Source organism: Enterococcus sp. DIV0574, from assembly GCF_051711125.1.
GTDB classification, from domain to species: domain Bacteria; phylum Bacillota; class Bacilli; order Lactobacillales; family Enterococcaceae; genus Enterococcus_D; species Enterococcus_D gallinarum.
The window spans coordinates 1,422,411-1,439,716 of sequence record NZ_JBIOMA010000001.1; the positions used below are offsets into that span (position 1 = coordinate 1,422,411).

General features: G+C 41.1%; 15 protein-coding genes, 1 riboswitch and 1 other annotated feature. Of the genes, 8 read left to right on the top strand and 7 right to left on the bottom strand.

Going from position 1 to position 17,306, the window contains the following annotated elements; genetic code table 11:
• The first annotated feature begins 2 nt into the window (after window positions 1-2).
• The 4 genes from IGJ45_RS06985 to IGJ45_RS07000 all read left to right on the top strand — a co-directional run bounded on the left by IGJ45_RS06985 (window position 3) and on the right by IGJ45_RS07000 (window position 3,828).
• A complete protein-coding gene (locus IGJ45_RS06985; protein ID WP_003127109.1) occupies window positions 3-1,085 on the top strand; it encodes a M42 family metallopeptidase in 1,083 nt (360 codons plus the stop codon).
• A gap of 12 nt (window positions 1,086-1,097) precedes the next feature.
• A complete protein-coding gene (locus tag IGJ45_RS06990; protein WP_003127110.1) occupies window positions 1,098-1,886 on the top strand; it encodes a DUF975 family protein in 789 nt (262 codons plus the stop codon).
• A gap of 180 nt (window positions 1,887-2,066) precedes the next feature.
• Window positions 2,067-2,804: an MBL fold metallo-hydrolase gene (locus tag IGJ45_RS06995; protein ID WP_003127111.1), complete on the top strand. Its 738-nt coding sequence runs from the start codon at window positions 2,067-2,069 to the stop codon at window positions 2,802-2,804.
• Window positions 2,805-2,823: 19 nt separating this feature from the next.
• Window positions 2,824-3,828, top strand: coding sequence for a lipoate--protein ligase (locus tag IGJ45_RS07000; RefSeq protein ID WP_003127112.1), 1,005 nt, complete (start codon window positions 2,824-2,826; stop codon window positions 3,826-3,828).
• Between the two features lie 165 nt (window positions 3,829-3,993).
• On the opposite strand, the gene proS is transcribed toward IGJ45_RS07000, so the two are convergent.
• Both proS and IGJ45_RS07010 read right to left on the bottom strand, forming a co-directional pair.
• Window positions 3,994-5,427: a proline--tRNA ligase gene (proS, locus tag IGJ45_RS07005; protein WP_409531256.1), complete on the bottom strand. Its 1,434-nt coding sequence runs from the start codon at window positions 5,425-5,427 to the stop codon at window positions 3,994-3,996.
• A 41-nt stretch (window positions 5,428-5,468) separates the two neighbouring features.
• Window positions 5,469-5,671, bottom strand: a binding site (T-box leader).
• Window positions 5,672-5,715: 44 nt separating this feature from the next.
• Window positions 5,716-7,566 carry a hypothetical protein gene (locus IGJ45_RS07010; protein ID WP_409531257.1) on the bottom strand — a complete coding sequence of 617 codons (1,851 nt, stop codon included), beginning with the start codon at window positions 7,564-7,566 and terminating at the stop codon, window positions 5,716-5,718.
• A gap of 207 nt (window positions 7,567-7,773) precedes the next feature.
• Between IGJ45_RS07010 and IGJ45_RS07015 the strand changes: the two genes are divergently transcribed.
• Window positions 7,774-8,283, top strand: a complete 510-nt coding sequence (locus tag IGJ45_RS07015; protein WP_103300029.1) for a signal peptidase I — start codon at window positions 7,774-7,776, stop codon at window positions 8,281-8,283.
• Between the two features lie 113 nt (window positions 8,284-8,396).
• On the opposite strand, the gene IGJ45_RS07020 is transcribed toward IGJ45_RS07015, so the two are convergent.
• The 4 genes from IGJ45_RS07020 to IGJ45_RS07035 are packed head-to-tail and all read right to left on the bottom strand — an operon-like array spanning window position 8,397 to window position 11,619.
• Window positions 8,397-9,077 carry an energy-coupling factor transporter transmembrane component T gene (locus IGJ45_RS07020; RefSeq protein WP_040013728.1) on the bottom strand — a complete coding sequence of 227 codons (681 nt, stop codon included), beginning with the start codon at window positions 9,075-9,077 and terminating at the stop codon, window positions 8,397-8,399.
• A complete protein-coding gene (locus tag IGJ45_RS07025; RefSeq protein ID WP_242387422.1) occupies window positions 9,004-10,416 on the bottom strand; it encodes an ATP-binding cassette domain-containing protein in 1,413 nt (470 codons plus the stop codon). The genes IGJ45_RS07020 and IGJ45_RS07025 overlap by 74 nt, the downstream gene beginning before the upstream one ends.
• A complete protein-coding gene (locus tag IGJ45_RS07030) occupies window positions 10,413-11,015 on the bottom strand; it encodes an ECF transporter S component (RefSeq protein ID WP_103300031.1) in 603 nt (200 codons plus the stop codon). Before IGJ45_RS07030 ends, IGJ45_RS07025 begins: the two co-directional genes overlap by 4 nt.
• Complete coding sequence (locus IGJ45_RS07035) at window positions 11,008-11,619, bottom strand: YkoF family thiamine/hydroxymethylpyrimidine-binding protein (protein WP_003127122.1); 612 nt, start codon at window positions 11,617-11,619, stop codon at window positions 11,008-11,010. Before IGJ45_RS07035 ends, IGJ45_RS07030 begins: the two co-directional genes overlap by 8 nt.
• 90 nt (window positions 11,620-11,709) lie before the next feature.
• A riboswitch (TPP riboswitch) is annotated at window positions 11,710-11,810 on the bottom strand.
• Window positions 11,811-12,091: 281 nt separating this feature from the next.
• On the opposite strand from IGJ45_RS07035, the gene IGJ45_RS07040 reads away from it, so the two are divergent.
• The 3 genes from IGJ45_RS07040 (at window position 12,092) to IGJ45_RS07050 (ending at window position 15,776) form a co-directional block, all read left to right on the top strand.
• A complete protein-coding gene (locus tag IGJ45_RS07040; RefSeq protein ID WP_409531258.1) occupies window positions 12,092-13,627 on the top strand; it encodes a zinc ABC transporter substrate-binding protein AdcA in 1,536 nt (511 codons plus the stop codon).
• A gap of 65 nt (window positions 13,628-13,692) precedes the next feature.
• Window positions 13,693-14,697 (top strand): plasmid pRiA4b ORF-3 family protein, encoded by a 1,005-nt coding sequence (locus IGJ45_RS07045; RefSeq protein WP_005472426.1) that lies wholly within the window; start codon window positions 13,693-13,695, stop codon window positions 14,695-14,697.
• Between the two features lie 371 nt (window positions 14,698-15,068).
• Window positions 15,069-15,776, top strand: a complete 708-nt coding sequence (locus tag IGJ45_RS07050) for a GntR family transcriptional regulator (protein ID WP_005472428.1) — start codon at window positions 15,069-15,071, stop codon at window positions 15,774-15,776.
• A gap of 104 nt (window positions 15,777-15,880) precedes the next feature.
• Here the strand turns inward: IGJ45_RS07050 and IGJ45_RS07055 are convergent, their stop codons facing one another.
• Window positions 15,881-17,080, bottom strand: a complete 1,200-nt coding sequence (locus IGJ45_RS07055; protein ID WP_103300033.1) for an enolase C-terminal domain-like protein — start codon at window positions 17,078-17,080, stop codon at window positions 15,881-15,883.
• Between the last annotated feature and the right edge of the window lie 226 nt (window positions 17,081-17,306).

Sequence of the window (17,306 nt, forward strand, 5' to 3'; positions counted from 1 at the left end):
GGATGGATAAAAAAGAAGAGCAATTACTGATTGATCTGACAACTGCCCGTGGTGTTCCGGGGAATGAAGAAGAAGTACGGGAAGTCTTCAAAGCATATGCGAAAGACTTTGCCGAAGATATTTTTTACGATGGGTTAGGAAGCGTGATTGCCAAACATGTAGGGGATGGCGGCGGACCTAAAGTTTTTATTTCCGGACATATGGATGAAGTTGGCTTTATGGTGACAAAGATCACCGATAAAGGTTTCATCGAGTTTCAAACATTAGGCGGCTGGTGGGGCCAAGTGATGCTGGCACAAGAAGTAGAAATCAAAACGCAAGCTGGCAAATTGGTTCATGGTGTAATCGGTTCTAAACCACCTCATGTGTTGACGCCGGAAGTTCGCAACAAGCCTTATGATATCAAAGACATGTTCATTGATATCGGTGCTTCTAGTGAGGAAGAAGCAAAAGATTGGGGCGTACGTCCTGGAGATATGATTACGCCATATATCCAATACAAACGGATGAATGACAGTAAGTTTTTGCTAGCTAAAGCGTGGGATAATCGTATTGGAACAGCAGTTTCTTTGCGTGTGTTGGAAACGTTGGCTGCTGAAGGGCATCCAAATTGCTTGTTTGCTGGCAGTGATGTCATGGAAGAAGTAGGATTGCGTGGCGCACGAACAAGTACGCACCTAGTGAATCCAGACATCGCGATTGCTCTTGATACGGGGACAGCTGGTGATACGCCAGGAATGACTCCAAAAGAAGCAGATTCTGTCTTGGGCAAGGGGCCGCAAGTTTTGATTTTTGATGCATCGATGATCCCTCATAAGAAACTCTTGAATTTTGTGATCAATGTTGCGGAAGAATTAGAGATTCCTTTCCAATATACAGTGATCACCGGTGGGGGAACAGATGCCGGTCAAATGCATCTGACCCGTGATGGTGTACCATCGATCGCGATTACAGTTCCAGTGCGCTACTTGCATTCCCATACTTCTGTCATTCATGAAGATGACTACTTAAATACAGTAAAATTAGTAACAGAAGTTGTTCGTCGCTTAGATGACAAAACCGTGAAAGAATTACGAAGCTATTAGAAGGAGTAGAGGATGAGAAAAAATAGTGAGATCCGCTCCATGGCATCACGTGCATTAAAGGGCATGTGGGGGCGGTATATTTTAGCCTTTATTGCTACGATAGCCATTCAAAGCATGGTTAGCAGTTTGGTGCTGTCATTGACAAACCATACCTTTCAACAGACACGAGAAACAATCATTGATTATATTTTGGAATACTTTGTTTTTTTCGCATTGACGATAAGTTTAAATATCATGGCACTGTTCTTGATTCGTCAGCGGGAGATCCATGTGTCGGATATTTTTCTTGTTTATGACAAGCGTTATTACGTACCTTTTCTATTGCTGAATTTGGTGAATGCTCTCGTAAATTATCTGATTAGTTTTGTGACGTTTTTACCCCATTTAGTTGTTGGCGGAATGAATCAGTACCTTGATTTAGTCTTGAATGTCAACAGTCGGATCACTGTTGACTGGAGTCTCTTCCGTTCGTCGATTTCTTTCATCATCAGTTTTCTTATTTCTGTGGTCCTTTTCTTATTTGTCTCCCAGATCATAAGCGGATTATTTCAGTTTGCGATCTATGTACGATACGACCATCCAGAAATGACGACGCTACAAGCGATAAAAGGAGCTTGGCATTTAATGAAGAATCATATCGGTCAGTATATTTTGCTGCAGATTTCTTTATTAGGATGGATGGTTTTAGGTTTGTTTGCTTTTGTTATCGGTCTATTTTGGGCGCTGGCCTACGCAAACACTGCGAATGCCGCCTTTTATCAAGCGTTGATCGAAAAAGAAAATGATCGCGTTCTTAGCTAAAGAACACATCTTGTAAAGATATGATCCACGGTTGTGACGTTGGGTGACTCAATGCAGCAATGAGAGAGAAAATCATCGATTTCTTTTGCTAATGAGCTCCAGATGTCGCAGCCGTTTTTGCTGTTTATTTTTGAGTAATCCAATGCTTTTGTGATAGCATAGGGATAAGGAGGCGGAAGTATGAAACTAACAGTTTTAGGATGTTTAGGCGCATATCCCTATAAGGGTGAGGGAACTACTGGCTATTTATTAGAGTCTGAGGGATATCATTTGTTGCTGGATGCTGGCAGCACGACACTGATTCAATTGGAAAAAATCTTGGATCCGTTAGCATTGGATGCTGTGATTTTGAGTCATTACCATCACGATCATATCGCAGATCTGGGTGTCTTACAGTATTATTGGCAGCTATTTCCTAAGCAAGCAGAGCGGAACGTATTGCCCATTTATGGGCATGGAGAAGACAGTATTCATTTCAATGAGTTGACCATGGCGGGAGTTACAGAAGGGCATGATTATTTACAAACAAAACAGTTGGAATTGGGACCGTTTTCTGTTACATTTATGAAGACGATTCATCCTGTAACTTGTTATGCCATGCGCTTTGTGGAGAATAGTACAGGTAAAATATTTGTATTCACAGGCGATTCCGGCTACTTAGAAAGTTTTGTCGATTTTGCCAAAGATGCCGACTTATTTTTAGCAGATACCTACCTCTTTGCAGGGAATGAACGCCACAAAGCTCATTTTACTTCTCAAGAGTCTGGAGAAATTGCTGCCGCAGCGAAGGTCAAAAAACTGGTTTTGACTCATCTGCCACAGCATGGTGATCTGGAGCAACTGAAAGAAGAGGCAGCAGCGGCGGCCAACGGGATACCGGTTGAATTGGCAGCAGTTCAAAAAATCTTTGAGATTTAAACCCGAGGAGGAGTAGCAGATGCTTTTTGTACCAAATGAAAACAACGACCCAAGAATCAACCTAGCCATTGAGATCTTTTTGCTGCAGGAAATGAAGGTGGATGAACCGATCCTGCTGTTTTATATCAATGAGCCGTCGATTATTATTGGACGAAATCAAAATACGATCGAAGAAATCAATAAAGACTATGTCGATGCTCATGGAATCCATGTGGTTCGCCGTTTTAGTGGCGGTGGGGCTGTCTATCATGATTTTGGAAACTTGAATTTTAGCTTTATCATGCCGGATGACGGTAATTCATTCCGTGATTTCGAAAAATTGACGAAACCAATTGTTCAGGCGCTTCATGAAATGGGCGTCGAAGGGGCACAATTAAAAGGCCGCAACGACCTAGTCATTGATGATATGAAGTTCTCTGGGAATGCAATGTACGCCACCAATGGTCGAATGTTTGCTCATGGGACCATCATGTTTGACAGTGACATTAATGAAGTGGTCAATGCGTTGAAAGTGCGCAAAGATAAAATCGAATCAAAAGGGATCAAATCGATTCGTTCTCGCGTGACGAATATCAAACCTTTCTTACCAAAAGACAAACAAGATATGACGACCGAAGCGTTTCGTGAAGAGATTCTTTTGAAGATTTTTGGTGTGGATTCAGTCGACCAAGTCAAGACCTATACATTGACTGAGGAAGATTGGGTCAAAATCAATGAAATTTCCGACAAGTATTATCGAAACTGGGATTGGAATTACGGGAAATCTCCTGCGTTTGATATTGAACGCCGCAAACGATTTCCAATTGGATCGATCGAAGTTCGCTTTAACGTTCAAGAAGGCAAGATTACAGAAGCAAAGATTTATGGAGATTTCTTTGGATTAGGAGATATTGCTGACGTTGAACAAGCTTTTATCGGCACCCGCTATGATAAATCTGCATTGAAAGATGTGATTGATCAAATTGATGTCAAAAAATATTTTGGCAATATTACCCCTGAGGATTTGTTGGAATTAGTTTATTGATTTTCCAGCAAATCAAAAAAAGATGTGGATATAACGAAAATCCATAGAATAGCTGAAATGCACTAAGAAAAAGCAGCCACAGATCGTAGAATCTGTGGCTGCTTTTTCTCTTAGTGAACATGCCGTTTTTTTTACGGGCTGCGCTTTTTTCTTTTTGCTCTTTGCTTAGTAAGCTCGGGCAATCCAAACGGTGTGTTTAGCAGGTTTCCCGCTGACGATGTCAACTGTTTTTTCCATAGGAGCTTCAAATGGGATATTTCTGGTAGTAAAGCCAGTTTCTTCTTTGATCTTGGCTTCAGTTTCTTCTGTCCCGTCCCAACCAATTAAGACAAAACCAGTGACTTTATCTTCTTTTTTGCAGGCTTCGATATGTGTTTTTAACTCTTCCAGTGTTTCGATATCGTAATACTCGTTCTCTTTGTTTCTGTTACGAGCTGCTTCAAGCAAACGTGGTGTCATCGCAGCCAATTGCTGATCCACGAAATCAGCAAGGTCATCAAATGCTACGGTTTGTTTTTCGGCAAGATCACGGACTTTGACCATTACATGCCCATTTTCTAAATCTCTTGGACCACATTCGATTCGTAAGCAAGCGCCCTTTAATTCCCACTCGTTAAATTTGTAACCTGGCGAATTGTCAGAATCGTCTAAGCGAACACGAATACCTTTGGCTTTGAAAGATGCAAACAACTCTTCCAATTTTTCTAAAATGGCAGGATTTTTCTTCCAAGGTCCGACTGGCATCAAGACGATTTGCGTAGGGGCGATCGTTGGTGGGAAAACCAATCCGTTTTCATCACCGTGAGTCATGATCAATGCGCCTAACAAACGTGTAGAAACACCCCAAGAAGTTGTATGTGCATAGGTATGTTTGTTTTCTTTCGATAAATAAGTAATATCGAAAGCTTCTGCAAATTTCGTCCCCATATAATGGCTCGTACCGGCTTGGACAGCTTTTCCATCTTTCATCATGGCTTCGATGGAGTAGGTATCCACCGCGCCAGCAAAACGTTCAGAAGGTGTTTTTTGTCCTTTGTACACGGGAATGGCTAAAAATTCTTCGCAAAGACGTGCATATTCATCCAAAATTCCTAACGTCCGCTTTCTTGCATCTGCTTCATCTTCATGGGCGGTATGTCCTTCTTGCCATAAGAATTCAGAAGTGCGGAGAAAAGGCAGTGTTTTCTTTTCCCAACGAAAAACATTGGCCCATTGATTGATTTCATATGGTAGATCACGGTAAGAATTGATCCAATCAGAAAAGGCTGAACCGATCATAGTTTCAGAAGTAGGACGCAATGCTAATGGTTCTTCTAATTTTTCATTACCGACTTCTGTCACCCAAGGCAATTCAGGAGCAAATCCTTCAATGTGATCCGCTTCTTTCATGAAAAAACTTTGGGGGATCAGCATTGGGAAATACGCATTGCGAATGCCTTCTGCTTTTAAAAAGCGATTAAATTCTTCTTGAATATGTTCCCATAGCTCAAAGCCATCAGGACGGAAGATGATTGATCCTTTAACTGGCGAATAAGCCATCAATTCGGCTTTTTGAATGGTCTGAATGTACCATTCTGTAAAATCATTTTTTTGTGTCATTGTTTTTCCTCCTTAAAAAATAAAAAAGCATTCCGTCCTATAAAAAGGACGAAATGCTTGGATTTCGCGGTACCACCTTTGTTGACTATTGCTAGTCCAACTCATGAAGGATAAGGTCTTCACACCGACCGTTTTGCGGTCACTACCATTGGCAGGTTCTTCTTATTAGCGGGTATTGGATTTCCAGCTTGCTCCAACTCTCTTTAACCATCATAAGAATACTGATCCAAATCTTACATTCATGCTAAATCGAAACTCGGAAAAAAGCAAGCTTTTTTTGTCATTTTGTTATTCATTACTGACTAGCTCTAGGAAATCTGGCAACCCATCTGAAGAAAATGTCAGAGAAAAACGAGTGGCTTGTTCCTCATGTAAGACCGAGCAAGACCCAAAATTTTGCTGGGTCAGTTTTTCAATAATCTGAAGATCAAAATAGTTTTCTTCTTCAAAGGTTTCAATATTCGGTATGGCTTCTTTTTCCGAAGTAGCCAAAGTTGGAAACTGACAGCTGACGAACAACTGATTCTGCTGTTTGATAGCACTTAGATGAATCTTCCGCAGGGCGCGATCTTTGAGTAGATACGTTTCCCGAATTGCATAGTCCATTAAATGAGCAAATAATTGTAGAAAATCTTCTTCAGCTAGTTCTTTGATTGCGGGAATATCCACATCATAAGAGAATTCAATGCTTTTTTGCTGAGTCAATTGCTGATAACTTGTCAATAGCAGGGTTGTTAGAGAATGATCTTCACTTTTGATTGGACAGGATTCTTCTAGCGTCTGCTCGATTAGGTTGATTTGATCAAAAGCTCCCAGCAAACTGTTGTCTTCCAGCATGACTTTTGCAGTATTCAACTGTTTGCGAAAACCGAGAAAAGCTTGTTGCCATTGATTGATTTGTTGTTGAATTATCGGTTGTTGTTCTTCATACAAGCGAATCTTGAGTCCTGCGATATCCTGTTTTTTTGTTTTCCCCTCATTATAGAAAAACAAACGCAGCAAATCATAGCACCAGCAGACAATAATCAAGAGTACGAAGAAAATCGTATTCCAATTGATTTTTGATTGATCGCTGTTTAGGACATCTTGAATGTAGATAAAGCAGTGACCAATCGCGGATAAAACGATCCAGGGAGAACAAAGAACAAAAAATTGATTCTTTTTAACCGCTTCATAGATGGCAGCAAAGGATGTCACAAAAGTGCTAAAAATATTCAGTAAATGGATATAATCCATAATCTCCGGCAAGTGGAGTTGATGGGAAAAGACAGATAAAATGGCTGCTGCACCACAAATGCCATGGAAGATCACCCAAATCTTGTACTTCTGTTGAAGAACTTCCATTTTCGATAAATAAAAGCCGATCAAGAACATTGGGGTAATGATCGATAAGACATTCAACATCACTGAATTTATGGTGGGGTTAAAGAGCAACCCTCCAAGAATATCGCCAAAACCGGCTTCTAGTCCAGCTGACAGTGCAAAAGCACTGAATAATAATTTCGAAACGAGTAATTTTCGTTTCTTAACTAATTTAATCCCTACATAAATCAAATTAAGCAAGCTGATAAAACCTGTCAGAAGAAGCATGAAAATATTGGGAATCGAATGACGAAAGACATAACTGACTAAAGCGTTTGAAGAACCAAGAAAGACCTCAGCGGGATATCCTGAATAATTTTTGAAAGGACTAGATACATAGATACGTAGTGTTTGGCCTTGGTAATTTTCTGGCAAGGTGACAAAAGAGAGGGTTTTCCCAGGATTCACAAGACCATCTGCTACTTCTTTTTTATTGGTATATAAAAGTTTATCATTTAAATAAACCGTCATTTTCTGATGATCGCCCACCAACAGCAATGTCGGGTAGTAGTGCTCATTGATGATTTTACGTTCCATTACCAAATTTTCATTGGTAGGAATATTAGGCAAAAAATTCACATAGTTACTGTCGAAAGTTGTTTCTGGTTCTGCTGCAGAATAATACAGCCAATCTTCCTGTTTTTCAATAGAAGGAAGACTGATCACTGGATTAATCAGAGCAGAAATATAGAACAAGATAATTCCCAGAGAAAAAGCAGAAATCGTTAAGAAGGGAATTGCATTCTTCAAGTTTAGTTTGTTATTTTTTTTAAACATATATGAATTCTCCTGTTTTTTATTCACGTCTAGAATAAAACAAAACAATTGATTAAGTCAAATGATAATGGGTGTTATACCAGAAATAATAAAATAACTAATAAAAAAATCATTTAAAAAAGCGGACTCATATTATTTGAAAAAAATCATTAATCGTTATAATATAAACGTAATATACAAAAATATCAAAAATAAAGGAGAACTGTGATGAAAAAAATTTCTAAAACAAGTATCCTTCTTTCTTTTACAACATTAATTATTATGCTTCTTTCTTTACTCATGATTGTTATTCCAAAAATGTTAGGGTTACGCATCGCTATTGTGAAGAGTGACGCAATGGAACCAACATATTCCTCTGGAAGTTTATTATTTGTTAAAAGTGTGGATGCAGAAAATTTGATTGTCGGCGATGCAATCACTTATTTTGTGAATCAAGGGGAACAAATATACACGCGGCGAATTGCTGCAATTGATCAAAATGAGCAAGTGATGTATACGATCGGAGACAATCAAGACCACATGGAAACGACCAAAATCAGAAAAAGTCAATTACTTGGCCAACCTTTGTTCCATTTGCCTCGAATCGGTCATCTAGTCACGAGCGAAACTGTTTCTATTGTAAAAAAGCTTTATTTGGTTTTCACCATTTATATTACAGCAACCACTTTTTTGGTGATGATTTCTCAGATCAAACAAGGGAAACGAATGGTAATGTAAGTTCCACTAATCAATAACAAATACCGCAAACAAGTTCAGCAAGTGCTGTCCTGTTTGCGGTATCTTTTTGTTTAGAATCAGATTTGTTGTTTATTCTATCCCTTTTTTTAGCTTCATACTGGAAGCAAAGTAAGGATCAATCCAGCGCCAAGAAGTCCAAGTCCAAACAACCAATCCTTAAGGGTGACTGAATAATTCACTGCATAGGTTCGAGGTGCATCACCGACAAATCCGCGAGATTCCATGGCTGCAGCTAGAAGTTCTGACCAGCGGATCGATTTGACCATCAGTGGAATCAGTGGTTTTAAGGATAGTTTGGAATAAGTGATTCCTCGAGATTTCAGACTAAACTGGATGTTGCGGTACTCTTTAGGAATCATAGGTGCCATATGAAAGGCTGCCATTAAGCCATAAGCAAAAACAGGAGGCAAGCGAAGTTGCTGTTGCAAAGAATAGATCAGCTCTGTTAGTGAGGTCGTAGCGGCAAAGACACTTCCTAATGTCCCAAAACAATAAACGCGACTGGCGAGACGAATGCCATAGGCATATGCCGCTGTCGTGCTGCCGTTTTGACCTTCTTGGAAAAATAATAGCCCGGTAAAAAAGATCCCGACTGCACTTAAAGACAAGAGAAAAAGTAACTTGAGCAATTTTTTCAGAGGCAGATAAACCAAGAGCAGCAACAAGAAAAATAAAGTCAAACTGCTATTTAGCAATAAATTATCTTGAAAAGAGACGAGCAAAGCCAGCGCGGATAAAGTCAGCAGCTTGACTGTTGGGTTTCGGTACTTCATTGGAAGACTCCTTTACAAAATAATTGAAATCGAATGTTCGGTCACAAAAATCTGACAGAAGACGCAAATCATGGCTAATGATGAAGACCAGTGTACCGCTGGCCGCTTTGTCTGCCAATAACGACATCAATTGCCAAGACTGCCGCAAATCTTGTCCATAGGTTGGCTCATCAACAAGCAAAATCGGGATCTCACGATCGATCAAACAGGCAACAGCTAATCGCCGTTGTTGTCCTTGGCTTAATAGGAAAGGAGAATCTTCCTGTTTCTCCCATAGTCCCAATTGGTTCAGCTTTTCAGAGAGATCCTCTCTTTCTTGACCATTGGCTAATTCTTGTGCCACGGAGGAAGCTAGAAACTGATCCTGCGGGTTTTGCATGACCCAGCTCATCCGATCGAAAGGATGACTGCGAGAGGTCAAGCATTGCTCTTGGTAATAGATCGTTCCATCATAGGGAACTTGCTGCAACAGAGCTTTAAAAAAGGTTGATTTTCCTATCCCGCTTTTTCCTGTGATGCCTATTCGTTCTCCGGTCGAAAAGACTTCGTCTTTGATCAGCAGAGAATGTCTGCCAATTGGCAAACGAAAATTTTCAAACCGCAAGAGGGGCTGCGGCTCAATAGGAATGGGGGACGGTTTAATCATAGTTTGTCTTAGTTGCTCTTCTTGCTCTAAAAGCAACTGAGAAGGAACCGACTGAAAAGCATCTGTTAATAGGAGCCATTCCTGCACCCAGTCAGCGACCGGTGCTACTTGATGGTCGATTAAAAGAATTCCGATTTTCTTTTTTTGTTGAATTTCTGTTAATTTTTCAATCAATGATTGGGCGGTCAGCGAATCGAGATTAGCGAAAGGTTCATCTAATAGAAGATAGCGGCTTTCTAAAACAAGACAGCATGCTAACGCTACTAGTTGTTTCTCCCCACCTGAGAGGGTTGTCAGCACTCGATCTTCTAAATGACGAATCTCGCAAAAATCGAGTGCTGTCTCAATACGACGAGTCATTTCGTTTAATGGAATGGCTCTGTTTTCCAAACAAAATAACAGCTCTTCTCGGGGAGTTCGCATACAAAACTGCGTATCGGGATTTTGAAACATCAAACTAACGGATGCAATCCGTTGTACAGGGGATAAATCAGTAAAATCTTTCTCATCGATCACATAGTGTCCAGATTCGAACCCTTGATCCGACAAACCGGCTAATAAGCGAAAAAACGTACTTTTTCCTGAACCAGAAGGACCATAGATCCCTTTGATTTCCCCAGGAGCTAATTCAAAGGTAGCGGTAAGTTTTTGCTCATCAATCGTAAAGACACAGGAGTCTAGTGCTAAACTCATTCTTTCACACGGCTTTGTTTGAAGCGAGTATGTTGAGCAATCGGATAGCTATTCAAAACCCCCATTTTTGCTAAGTGATCACAAACCACTTTAACAAGGACAGCTGAAAAAAGGAGCGCGGAAAGCAGACGGATCACGAAAATAGTCAGCAGTAATTGCCACTTTAAATCAAGAAAGCTGGAACGGATCATGCCCCAAATAAAACTGGTGACAGTCGCTCCCAAAGCTCCCAGGATCAAAGAAGACCAGCCGAATTTTCGATAGCGAAAAGCGGCAAAGCCAGCCTCTGTGCCGATTCCTTGAAGAAAGCCGCTGACAAAGATAATTGGACCATAAAAGTTACCCATGAAAACCTCCAACAAAGCGGCGATCATTTCAGTAATCGTGGCTGCACCTGGTTTTCTTAGTACGTAACCGGCAAATGCAGACGCCATAAACCAAATCCCAAAGAGAAATTCATTCGCTAGAATGGCGAGGCCAAATGGAGTTAACAAGGTGCTGAGTAAAACCCCCAAGTGAACGGCCCCTAAATAAACGACACCGAATACGAGAGAAACGATGCCTACCATGATCACATCCTTTAATTGCCACTTACTCATGCAAAGAGGCCTCCTTCAACGAGGGACTATTGACTGAAACGGTTCCTTCAAGAACATAATGAGGCAGCTTTTCGTGTGCATAGGCCAGTGCTTGTTCAAAATAGGCGAATAATTGAGCGGCTGTGCCAGATAGCAGCGTCACGTAATGGGCCGATTGCGGTTGTAAGCCCATGGCATCCGCCAACGAGACGATATGCGCAATTTCTTCCATATAATCTTCACGTCCAAAGACATAAAAAGAATATTTGCACTGAACGATGAACGTACCTTTTGCAGTAATTTGCTGATGGTTTGGCCGTTCATGCTTGCCGCTGAGAAAGGCATCACCAGCCAGATCTCCTGGACAGCCTTTCGAAAAAGTGAACTCACCGACCAAATGTGTTTTTGGGTCATAGGCATTGACAAAAAGAGCTGCTGCCGCATCAATCACACTGGCAGCTTCACCACGGTAGAGTGTACTGAAAAGATCTGTCTGCTGCCAAACGGCTGTGGTATCGGTCTCTTTGATGCTTCGAAGAATGTGAGAGGCAAAATCATCTTTCATTGGATAAAGACTGATGCGGCATCCCGTGATATCGATTTGATTCATTGAACAATTTTCCATAGTATTCTTCCTTTCGAATGATTTTCTGTCTACAAAAAAAGCGTTCCTCCTTTTCTATCCACGGGTAGACAGAAAAATGGGAACGCGAAATAAGCTGCGCAACCACTTCCCTACGTTGGTATTAACCAAATCAGGTTCAAAGGGACCAGACAAACTGTCTATCTCAGCATAAAGCGCCCCTAGTGGATAATTCGATTCAATTACTTTCTGAGTGTAGCACAGACGATTTGAAAGAACAAGTCAGACAGCGCGAGCAAAAAGACAAATGAATCACTGCAGATATGAAAGAATAGACATATAAAAAAACATCTTTTTAGGTGTTGACAGATTGTTTTCCCTTGTGTAAAGTAATTAATCGAAAGTAAAACGTAAGCGTTACGATTTGTGTAAAGTAAATCGTAACAGACTCTCTGGTGTTTTTTTTAGGAGAAATGATCGTTTTGCTAAATCAAAAAGGGGTGCTGGTAAAGAGATGAAGAAATTTTTTAAAATAACAGGTATTTCGCTTTTGGCTCTAGGGTTGGCTGCTTGCAGTGTGACAAAGGAATCAGCGAATGAACAGACAGAACAATCAAGTGATCCAACGATTCAAGTCCTCGCTAGTTTTTATCCTATGTATGATTTTACTCGCAATGTGGTGGGAAATGAAGGCAATGTCGAATTGTTGATGCCGGCAGGGACAGACTCACATGACTATGAACCATCGGCTAAAGATATGGCAAAAATCCAAGAAGCGGATGTCTTTGTTTACAATAATGAGAACATGGAAATGTGGGTTCCTGCCATTGAATCTACATTGAAAGAAGGAGATGTCACCGTTGTGAAAGCTACGGAGGGGATGGTGTTGCTGCCGGGTGATGAAGAGCATGACCACGATCACGAGCACGATCATGAAGAAGGGCACTCTCATGAATTAGATCCTCATGTGTGGCTAGCACCAAGCCTTGCAATCAAACAAGTAGCAAGCATTCGTGATCAGCTAAGCAGGGCTTATCCAGAAAAGAAAGCTGCTTTTGAAAGGAATGCTGCGGCCTATTTAGAAAAATTGCAGTCATTGGATGATTCTTATCAGTCAGCATTTAAGAATGCCAAGCAAACGCATTTTGTCACCCAGCATGCTGCTTTTGGCTACCTCGCTTTGGAATACGGACTGACACAAGTTCCGATTGCCGGACTGTCTCCCAATGAAGAGCCTTCAGCGGCACGTATTGCTGAGTTGAAGCATTTTGTAGAAGATACCGGGATCAAGACGATTTACTTTGAAGAAAATGCCAAAGACAGTATTGCCAAAACACTGGCAACAGAAGCTGGTGTCGATTTATCCGTTTTGAATCCGCTGGAAGGATTGACACAGGAACAAATGGATCGTGGGGAAGATTACATTTCCATCATGGAACAAAACCGAGACGCATTGATGCTGACTACTTCACAAGCCAATGAGAAAGAAGTGAAAGAAGCAGAGAAAGAAAAAACCGTTTATAATGGGTATTTCGACGACGCAGATGTTCAAGACCGCTCACTCACGGACTGGAAGGGACAGTGGCAATCGGTCTATCCTTATTTGAAAGACGGCACGCTGGATCAAGTTTTTGACTACAAAGCAAAACAGAATAAAAGCATGACGGCCGAGGAATACAAAGACTATTATACAACTGGCTATCAAACAGATGTTGCAGAAATTACGATCACAGGAGATACGATGGCATTTACCTTTGAAGATGGCACAACCAAGAAAGCAACCTATCAATATGTAGGCAAAAAGATCTTGAATTACCAAGCAGGGAATCGCGGCGTCCGTTATTTGTTTGAATCAAAAGATAACGATGCAGCCTACAAATATATCCAATTTAGCGATCACTCGATTGCACCAACTGATTCCCATCATTTTCACCTTTATTTTGGCAATGAAAGTCAAGAAGCATTATTGTCGGAAATGGATCATTGGCCAACGTTCTATCCGACTGATCTGTCTGGATTAGAAATTGCACAGGAAATGCTTGCTCATTAAAAAAAAGATTGACAATTACTGCTCTTTTCGTCAAAGTTAAACTGATAGAAAGGAGCGGTATTTTTTTGGAAAAAACATTGAAAAAATTAGCAAAAGTAATCGATCACATGATGGATCATGTCGCGTTGTTCGGCGGTCCGAGTGTTGTCAGTAATGATGATTTAGATCATTACTTAGATCCGGTTTTTTATTTGATTTTTTGTGCAGAACAAAAGACGAATAAAAGAATGCTGACAGACAAAGAGTTTGTCGAATGGGTCTATACGGAAATGATGCCTCAAGAGATTCCTTATGATTTGAATTTCCTCCCCTTTGCTAAATTAGCTATTGAAGATTTTTATTATTGCATGTATAAAGAACAGCACATCACAAAAGAACAATACCAAGAGATTATCTTTGTTCTTGCAGAAAAACAGCCTGTGTTTTACTCTCGCATGTCAAAACCGCATTTCTGGTCTTCAGAGAAGAAAGCGGCAATGCTAGAGATGCTTCATGATGTCGAACCGGAAGATCATGATTTGGTTCCGATCGAACATCCCTATGAAAATCAACGATCGCCAAAAATCGTCCCTTTTCCAATAAAAAAAGTTCCTGAAGCTAGCGAAGAAAGAATCGCTGCATATCAAATCCGTATTGATTTGGAAGGTTTCAAGCCGCCGATTTGGCGAAGGATGCTCATTCCTGCAGGCATTAGTTATGAACAACTCCATAATATGATCCAAATTGCTTTTCAATGGCAGGATTCACAGCTCTACCTTTTTCTTGCCGGCAATAATTCAATCGATGTGCCGAACACGGAACCTACAAATGCATTAGTGATCGACCATGATTTCCAAACCTGCCAAACACTGACCTACATTTATGACATGGGTGCTGACTGGACCCACAAAATAAAAATCGAGAAAATACTGACGGCTGCTGAAGCAGGTGAAACAGTCACGCCTGATTGTCTAAAAGCGGTTGGTGATGTGCCAAACGAAGAGCAACCAGAGGAACAAAGAGAATCAGTGAATGTTGAAACAATCAATGAAGAACTCCGGGATTACTGGGAATCTGATCCGTCCGACTAATTTTTTTCTCGGAATAAGTGCAATAATCGATTCATACGATGGTGTGACGAATCTGTTTAACAGTTCGTGACATCTTTTTTGATTGGTCCTTGTTTGATTAAGGTGTTGACCATTCATGAACTACATCAAGCTAGCTGACATAGAAATACTCATTTCTGTGGCGACACGCCTGGTTTGATACAAATTCTAACTTTTTAACTCTAGAGCCAATGATTCAGCAGATTGATTTTCGAGTACATTCGAGTACAATAGTTCGTAATGATACTGGACAAGCGACGATGCTCTATCTGCTGTGAGGTGCATCTTTCAATCGCTCTAGAAGATGGGCTATCTGTTCTGGCGACAGCTGAGAGCAAGTGAGGGGAGTTTTTATGAAAAAACGAGAATTTATCGTTCAAGATTTGCTTAGTAAAATTTATCAGGAAGAATTTATTGAAGGAAAATTACCGAATCAAAGAGAACTTGCCAGAAATTATGGCGTTTCCCGCTTTACGATTCAACAAGCAATCAAAAATTTAGAAGAAATCGGCATCGTTCGTGTGGTCCAAGGATCGGGAATCTTTATCCATGAGAAGTGGGTCAAAAATCCCATGATCTTTAATTCCTTGACACGGACTCCTTACGATCGGATCCACTCCAAAATGATTTCTTTGAGTAAAGCACCCGCTACCCCAGATGAACAAAAAATCTTTCAGTTAGCAGACAATGAAGAAGTTTGGACCTTTGAACGGGTGCGAATCGTCAATTATAAGATTGAACAGCTAGAAACGTCGAAGCTACCGGTAGGATTATTTCCTAATGTCACTCAAGAGGTAGTAGAACATTCAATTCAGCGCTATGTTGAGAGTTGCGGATATCGGATTTCCCACTACATCAGCAGTTATACCCCGATTGCGACTTCAATGGCCCAGTCGGCAATCTTGCTGTGCAAACGGGGGACCCCAGCGATGCAAATCACGAATCGGGCAATTTTGGAAGATGGGCGGGTCTATGAATTCAGCAACATCGTCGCCATCGACTATGCAGTCACCTATATTCGACCTTTCGATCGAGAAATCCATCGTTCACGCATCGATTGATCGGCAGAGGAAGAGCCACAAATTTCCTAGACGATAAATCAAAAAAACTCAGAGCTCTGATTCAACAATTTGAGTCAGGCTGCTGAGTTTTTTAGGATTATTATTTAAGGTGTGATTAGTGTACCATCCGGCGTTCTGCTTTGTGTCCACTCATGGGGGCGGTAAACGACCGGAAAATCAGCCGCAGCTTCTTCATCAAATGTAATACCGATCCCGCTTTTTTCCATTGGATAGAAGAAGCCGCCTTTGGGTTGGGGACTGCCAACAAACACGGATTGGGTATTTGCCGGCAACTCGATCGTTTCTTGGATCGCGGCATTGTGCAGATGGATATTCAAATGCGTATTGACTGCCAAGCCGACTGGACTGATATCAGAAGGCGTATGCCAGGCAATTCGAACCCCCATCGCATCGCAAAAATGAGCCAGCTTCAATGCTGGCGTAATGCCGCCAATCTGTGATACATGGGCCCGCATGAAATCGATCTGCCGATTTTTGACTAGTTCTTGCCATTCCATTGGATTATTGAACAATTCACCTGTTGCAATGGGGGTTGCTGACTGACTGCGTAATTGTGTCAGCCAGTGATTTTGGTCAGGCGGCAGAATATCTTCCAAGAAAAAGAGCTGATAAGGTTCTGCTGCTTTGGCAAACTGAATGGCTTGATTCGGATGGAGGCGTTCATGAACATCATGCAGCATTTGAAATTGGTTGCCATATTTTTCTTTGATCGCTGCGAACATCTTCAAAGTCGTTTCCATATAATCTGTCTGATCAAAGTAAGAGCCGGAGATTGGTTCTTCGGGTGTTTGCAGCTGGCTTGGATTCCCGCCATAGAACCCGAGCTGGCAACGAATATAGCGATAACCGGCTGCCAAAAAGCGATCGATTTCGTGATAGAGATCGTCTAAATTATCTGCTACCGCATGAGTATAAGCAGGGATCGCGGTTCTTGCTTTTCCCCCCAGCAGTTGATACAGAGGCATATCAGCTAACTGTCCCTTGATATCCCATAATGCCATATCAACACCAGAGATGGCATTGTTTGTGATTGGACCGTTGCGCCAATAGGAATTGACATTCATGACTTGCCAGATGTCTTCGATTTCATTCGCGTCTCTACCCATCAGAAGGGGACGTAAATATTCGTCAACGACTGTTTTGACTGCTAAAGGACGAAATTGAAACGTACTACAGCCTAGTCCGGAAATTCCTTTATTGGTTTCTACTTTAACGACAACAAGGTTATGGCGATCAGGTTTGATCGCAAAGGATTTGACGTCGGTGATGATCGTTGGTGTCATTTTATTCACTCCAATTTTTGTATCTAGTTGATATAGCCATTGAAACACGCAGAGCAACCGCTGTCAATTTGGTCCAAAAAAAGATGGCTATGGCTCATAAAACCAGTCCAATTTTAGATAGATTCTTATTTATTTGTTGATACATAGCCTTTTTGGTCGGTTTTTTTAATAAAAGGACTGGTTTTACAAGCGGGTGCAGCCATGCTACTATGTGTGTGAAAACGGA

Excerpts from the sequence above, each read along its gene's own strand:
- IGJ45_RS07000 (WP_003127112.1), top strand. The coding sequence starts at position 2,824 with ATGCTTTTTGTACCAAATGAAAACAACGACCCAAGAATCAACCTAGCC.
- IGJ45_RS06985 (WP_003127109.1), top strand. The coding sequence starts at position 3 with ATGGATAAAAAAGAAGAGCAATTACTGATTGATCTGACAACTGCCCGT.
- IGJ45_RS07020 (WP_040013728.1), bottom strand. The coding sequence starts at position 9,077 with ATGAAGTACCGAAACCCAACAGTCAAGCTGCTGACTTTATCCGCGCTG.
- IGJ45_RS07035 (WP_003127122.1), bottom strand. The coding sequence starts at position 11,619 with ATGGAAAATTGTTCAATGAATCAAATCGATATCACGGGATGCCGCATC.
- IGJ45_RS07010 (WP_409531257.1), bottom strand. The coding sequence starts at position 7,566 with ATGTTTAAAAAAAATAACAAACTAAACTTGAAGAATGCAATTCCCTTC.
- IGJ45_RS07050 (WP_005472428.1), top strand. The coding sequence starts at position 15,069 with ATGAAAAAACGAGAATTTATCGTTCAAGATTTGCTTAGTAAAATTTAT.
- IGJ45_RS07030 (WP_103300031.1), bottom strand. The coding sequence starts at position 11,015 with ATGAGTAAGTGGCAATTAAAGGATGTGATCATGGTAGGCATCGTTTCT.
- IGJ45_RS07015 (WP_103300029.1), top strand. The coding sequence starts at position 7,774 with ATGAAAAAAATTTCTAAAACAAGTATCCTTCTTTCTTTTACAACATTA.
- IGJ45_RS07055 (WP_103300033.1), bottom strand. The coding sequence starts at position 17,080 with ATGACACCAACGATCATCACCGACGTCAAATCCTTTGCGATCAAACCT.
- IGJ45_RS06995 (WP_003127111.1), top strand. The coding sequence starts at position 2,067 with ATGAAACTAACAGTTTTAGGATGTTTAGGCGCATATCCCTATAAGGGT.
- proS (WP_409531256.1), bottom strand. The coding sequence starts at position 5,427 with ATGACACAAAAAAATGATTTTACAGAATGGTACATTCAGACCATTCAA.
- IGJ45_RS06990 (WP_003127110.1), top strand. The coding sequence starts at position 1,098 with ATGAGAAAAAATAGTGAGATCCGCTCCATGGCATCACGTGCATTAAAG.
- IGJ45_RS07025 (WP_242387422.1), bottom strand. The coding sequence starts at position 10,416 with ATGAGTTTAGCACTAGACTCCTGTGTCTTTACGATTGATGAGCAAAAA.
- IGJ45_RS07040 (WP_409531258.1), top strand. The coding sequence starts at position 12,092 with ATGAAGAAATTTTTTAAAATAACAGGTATTTCGCTTTTGGCTCTAGGG.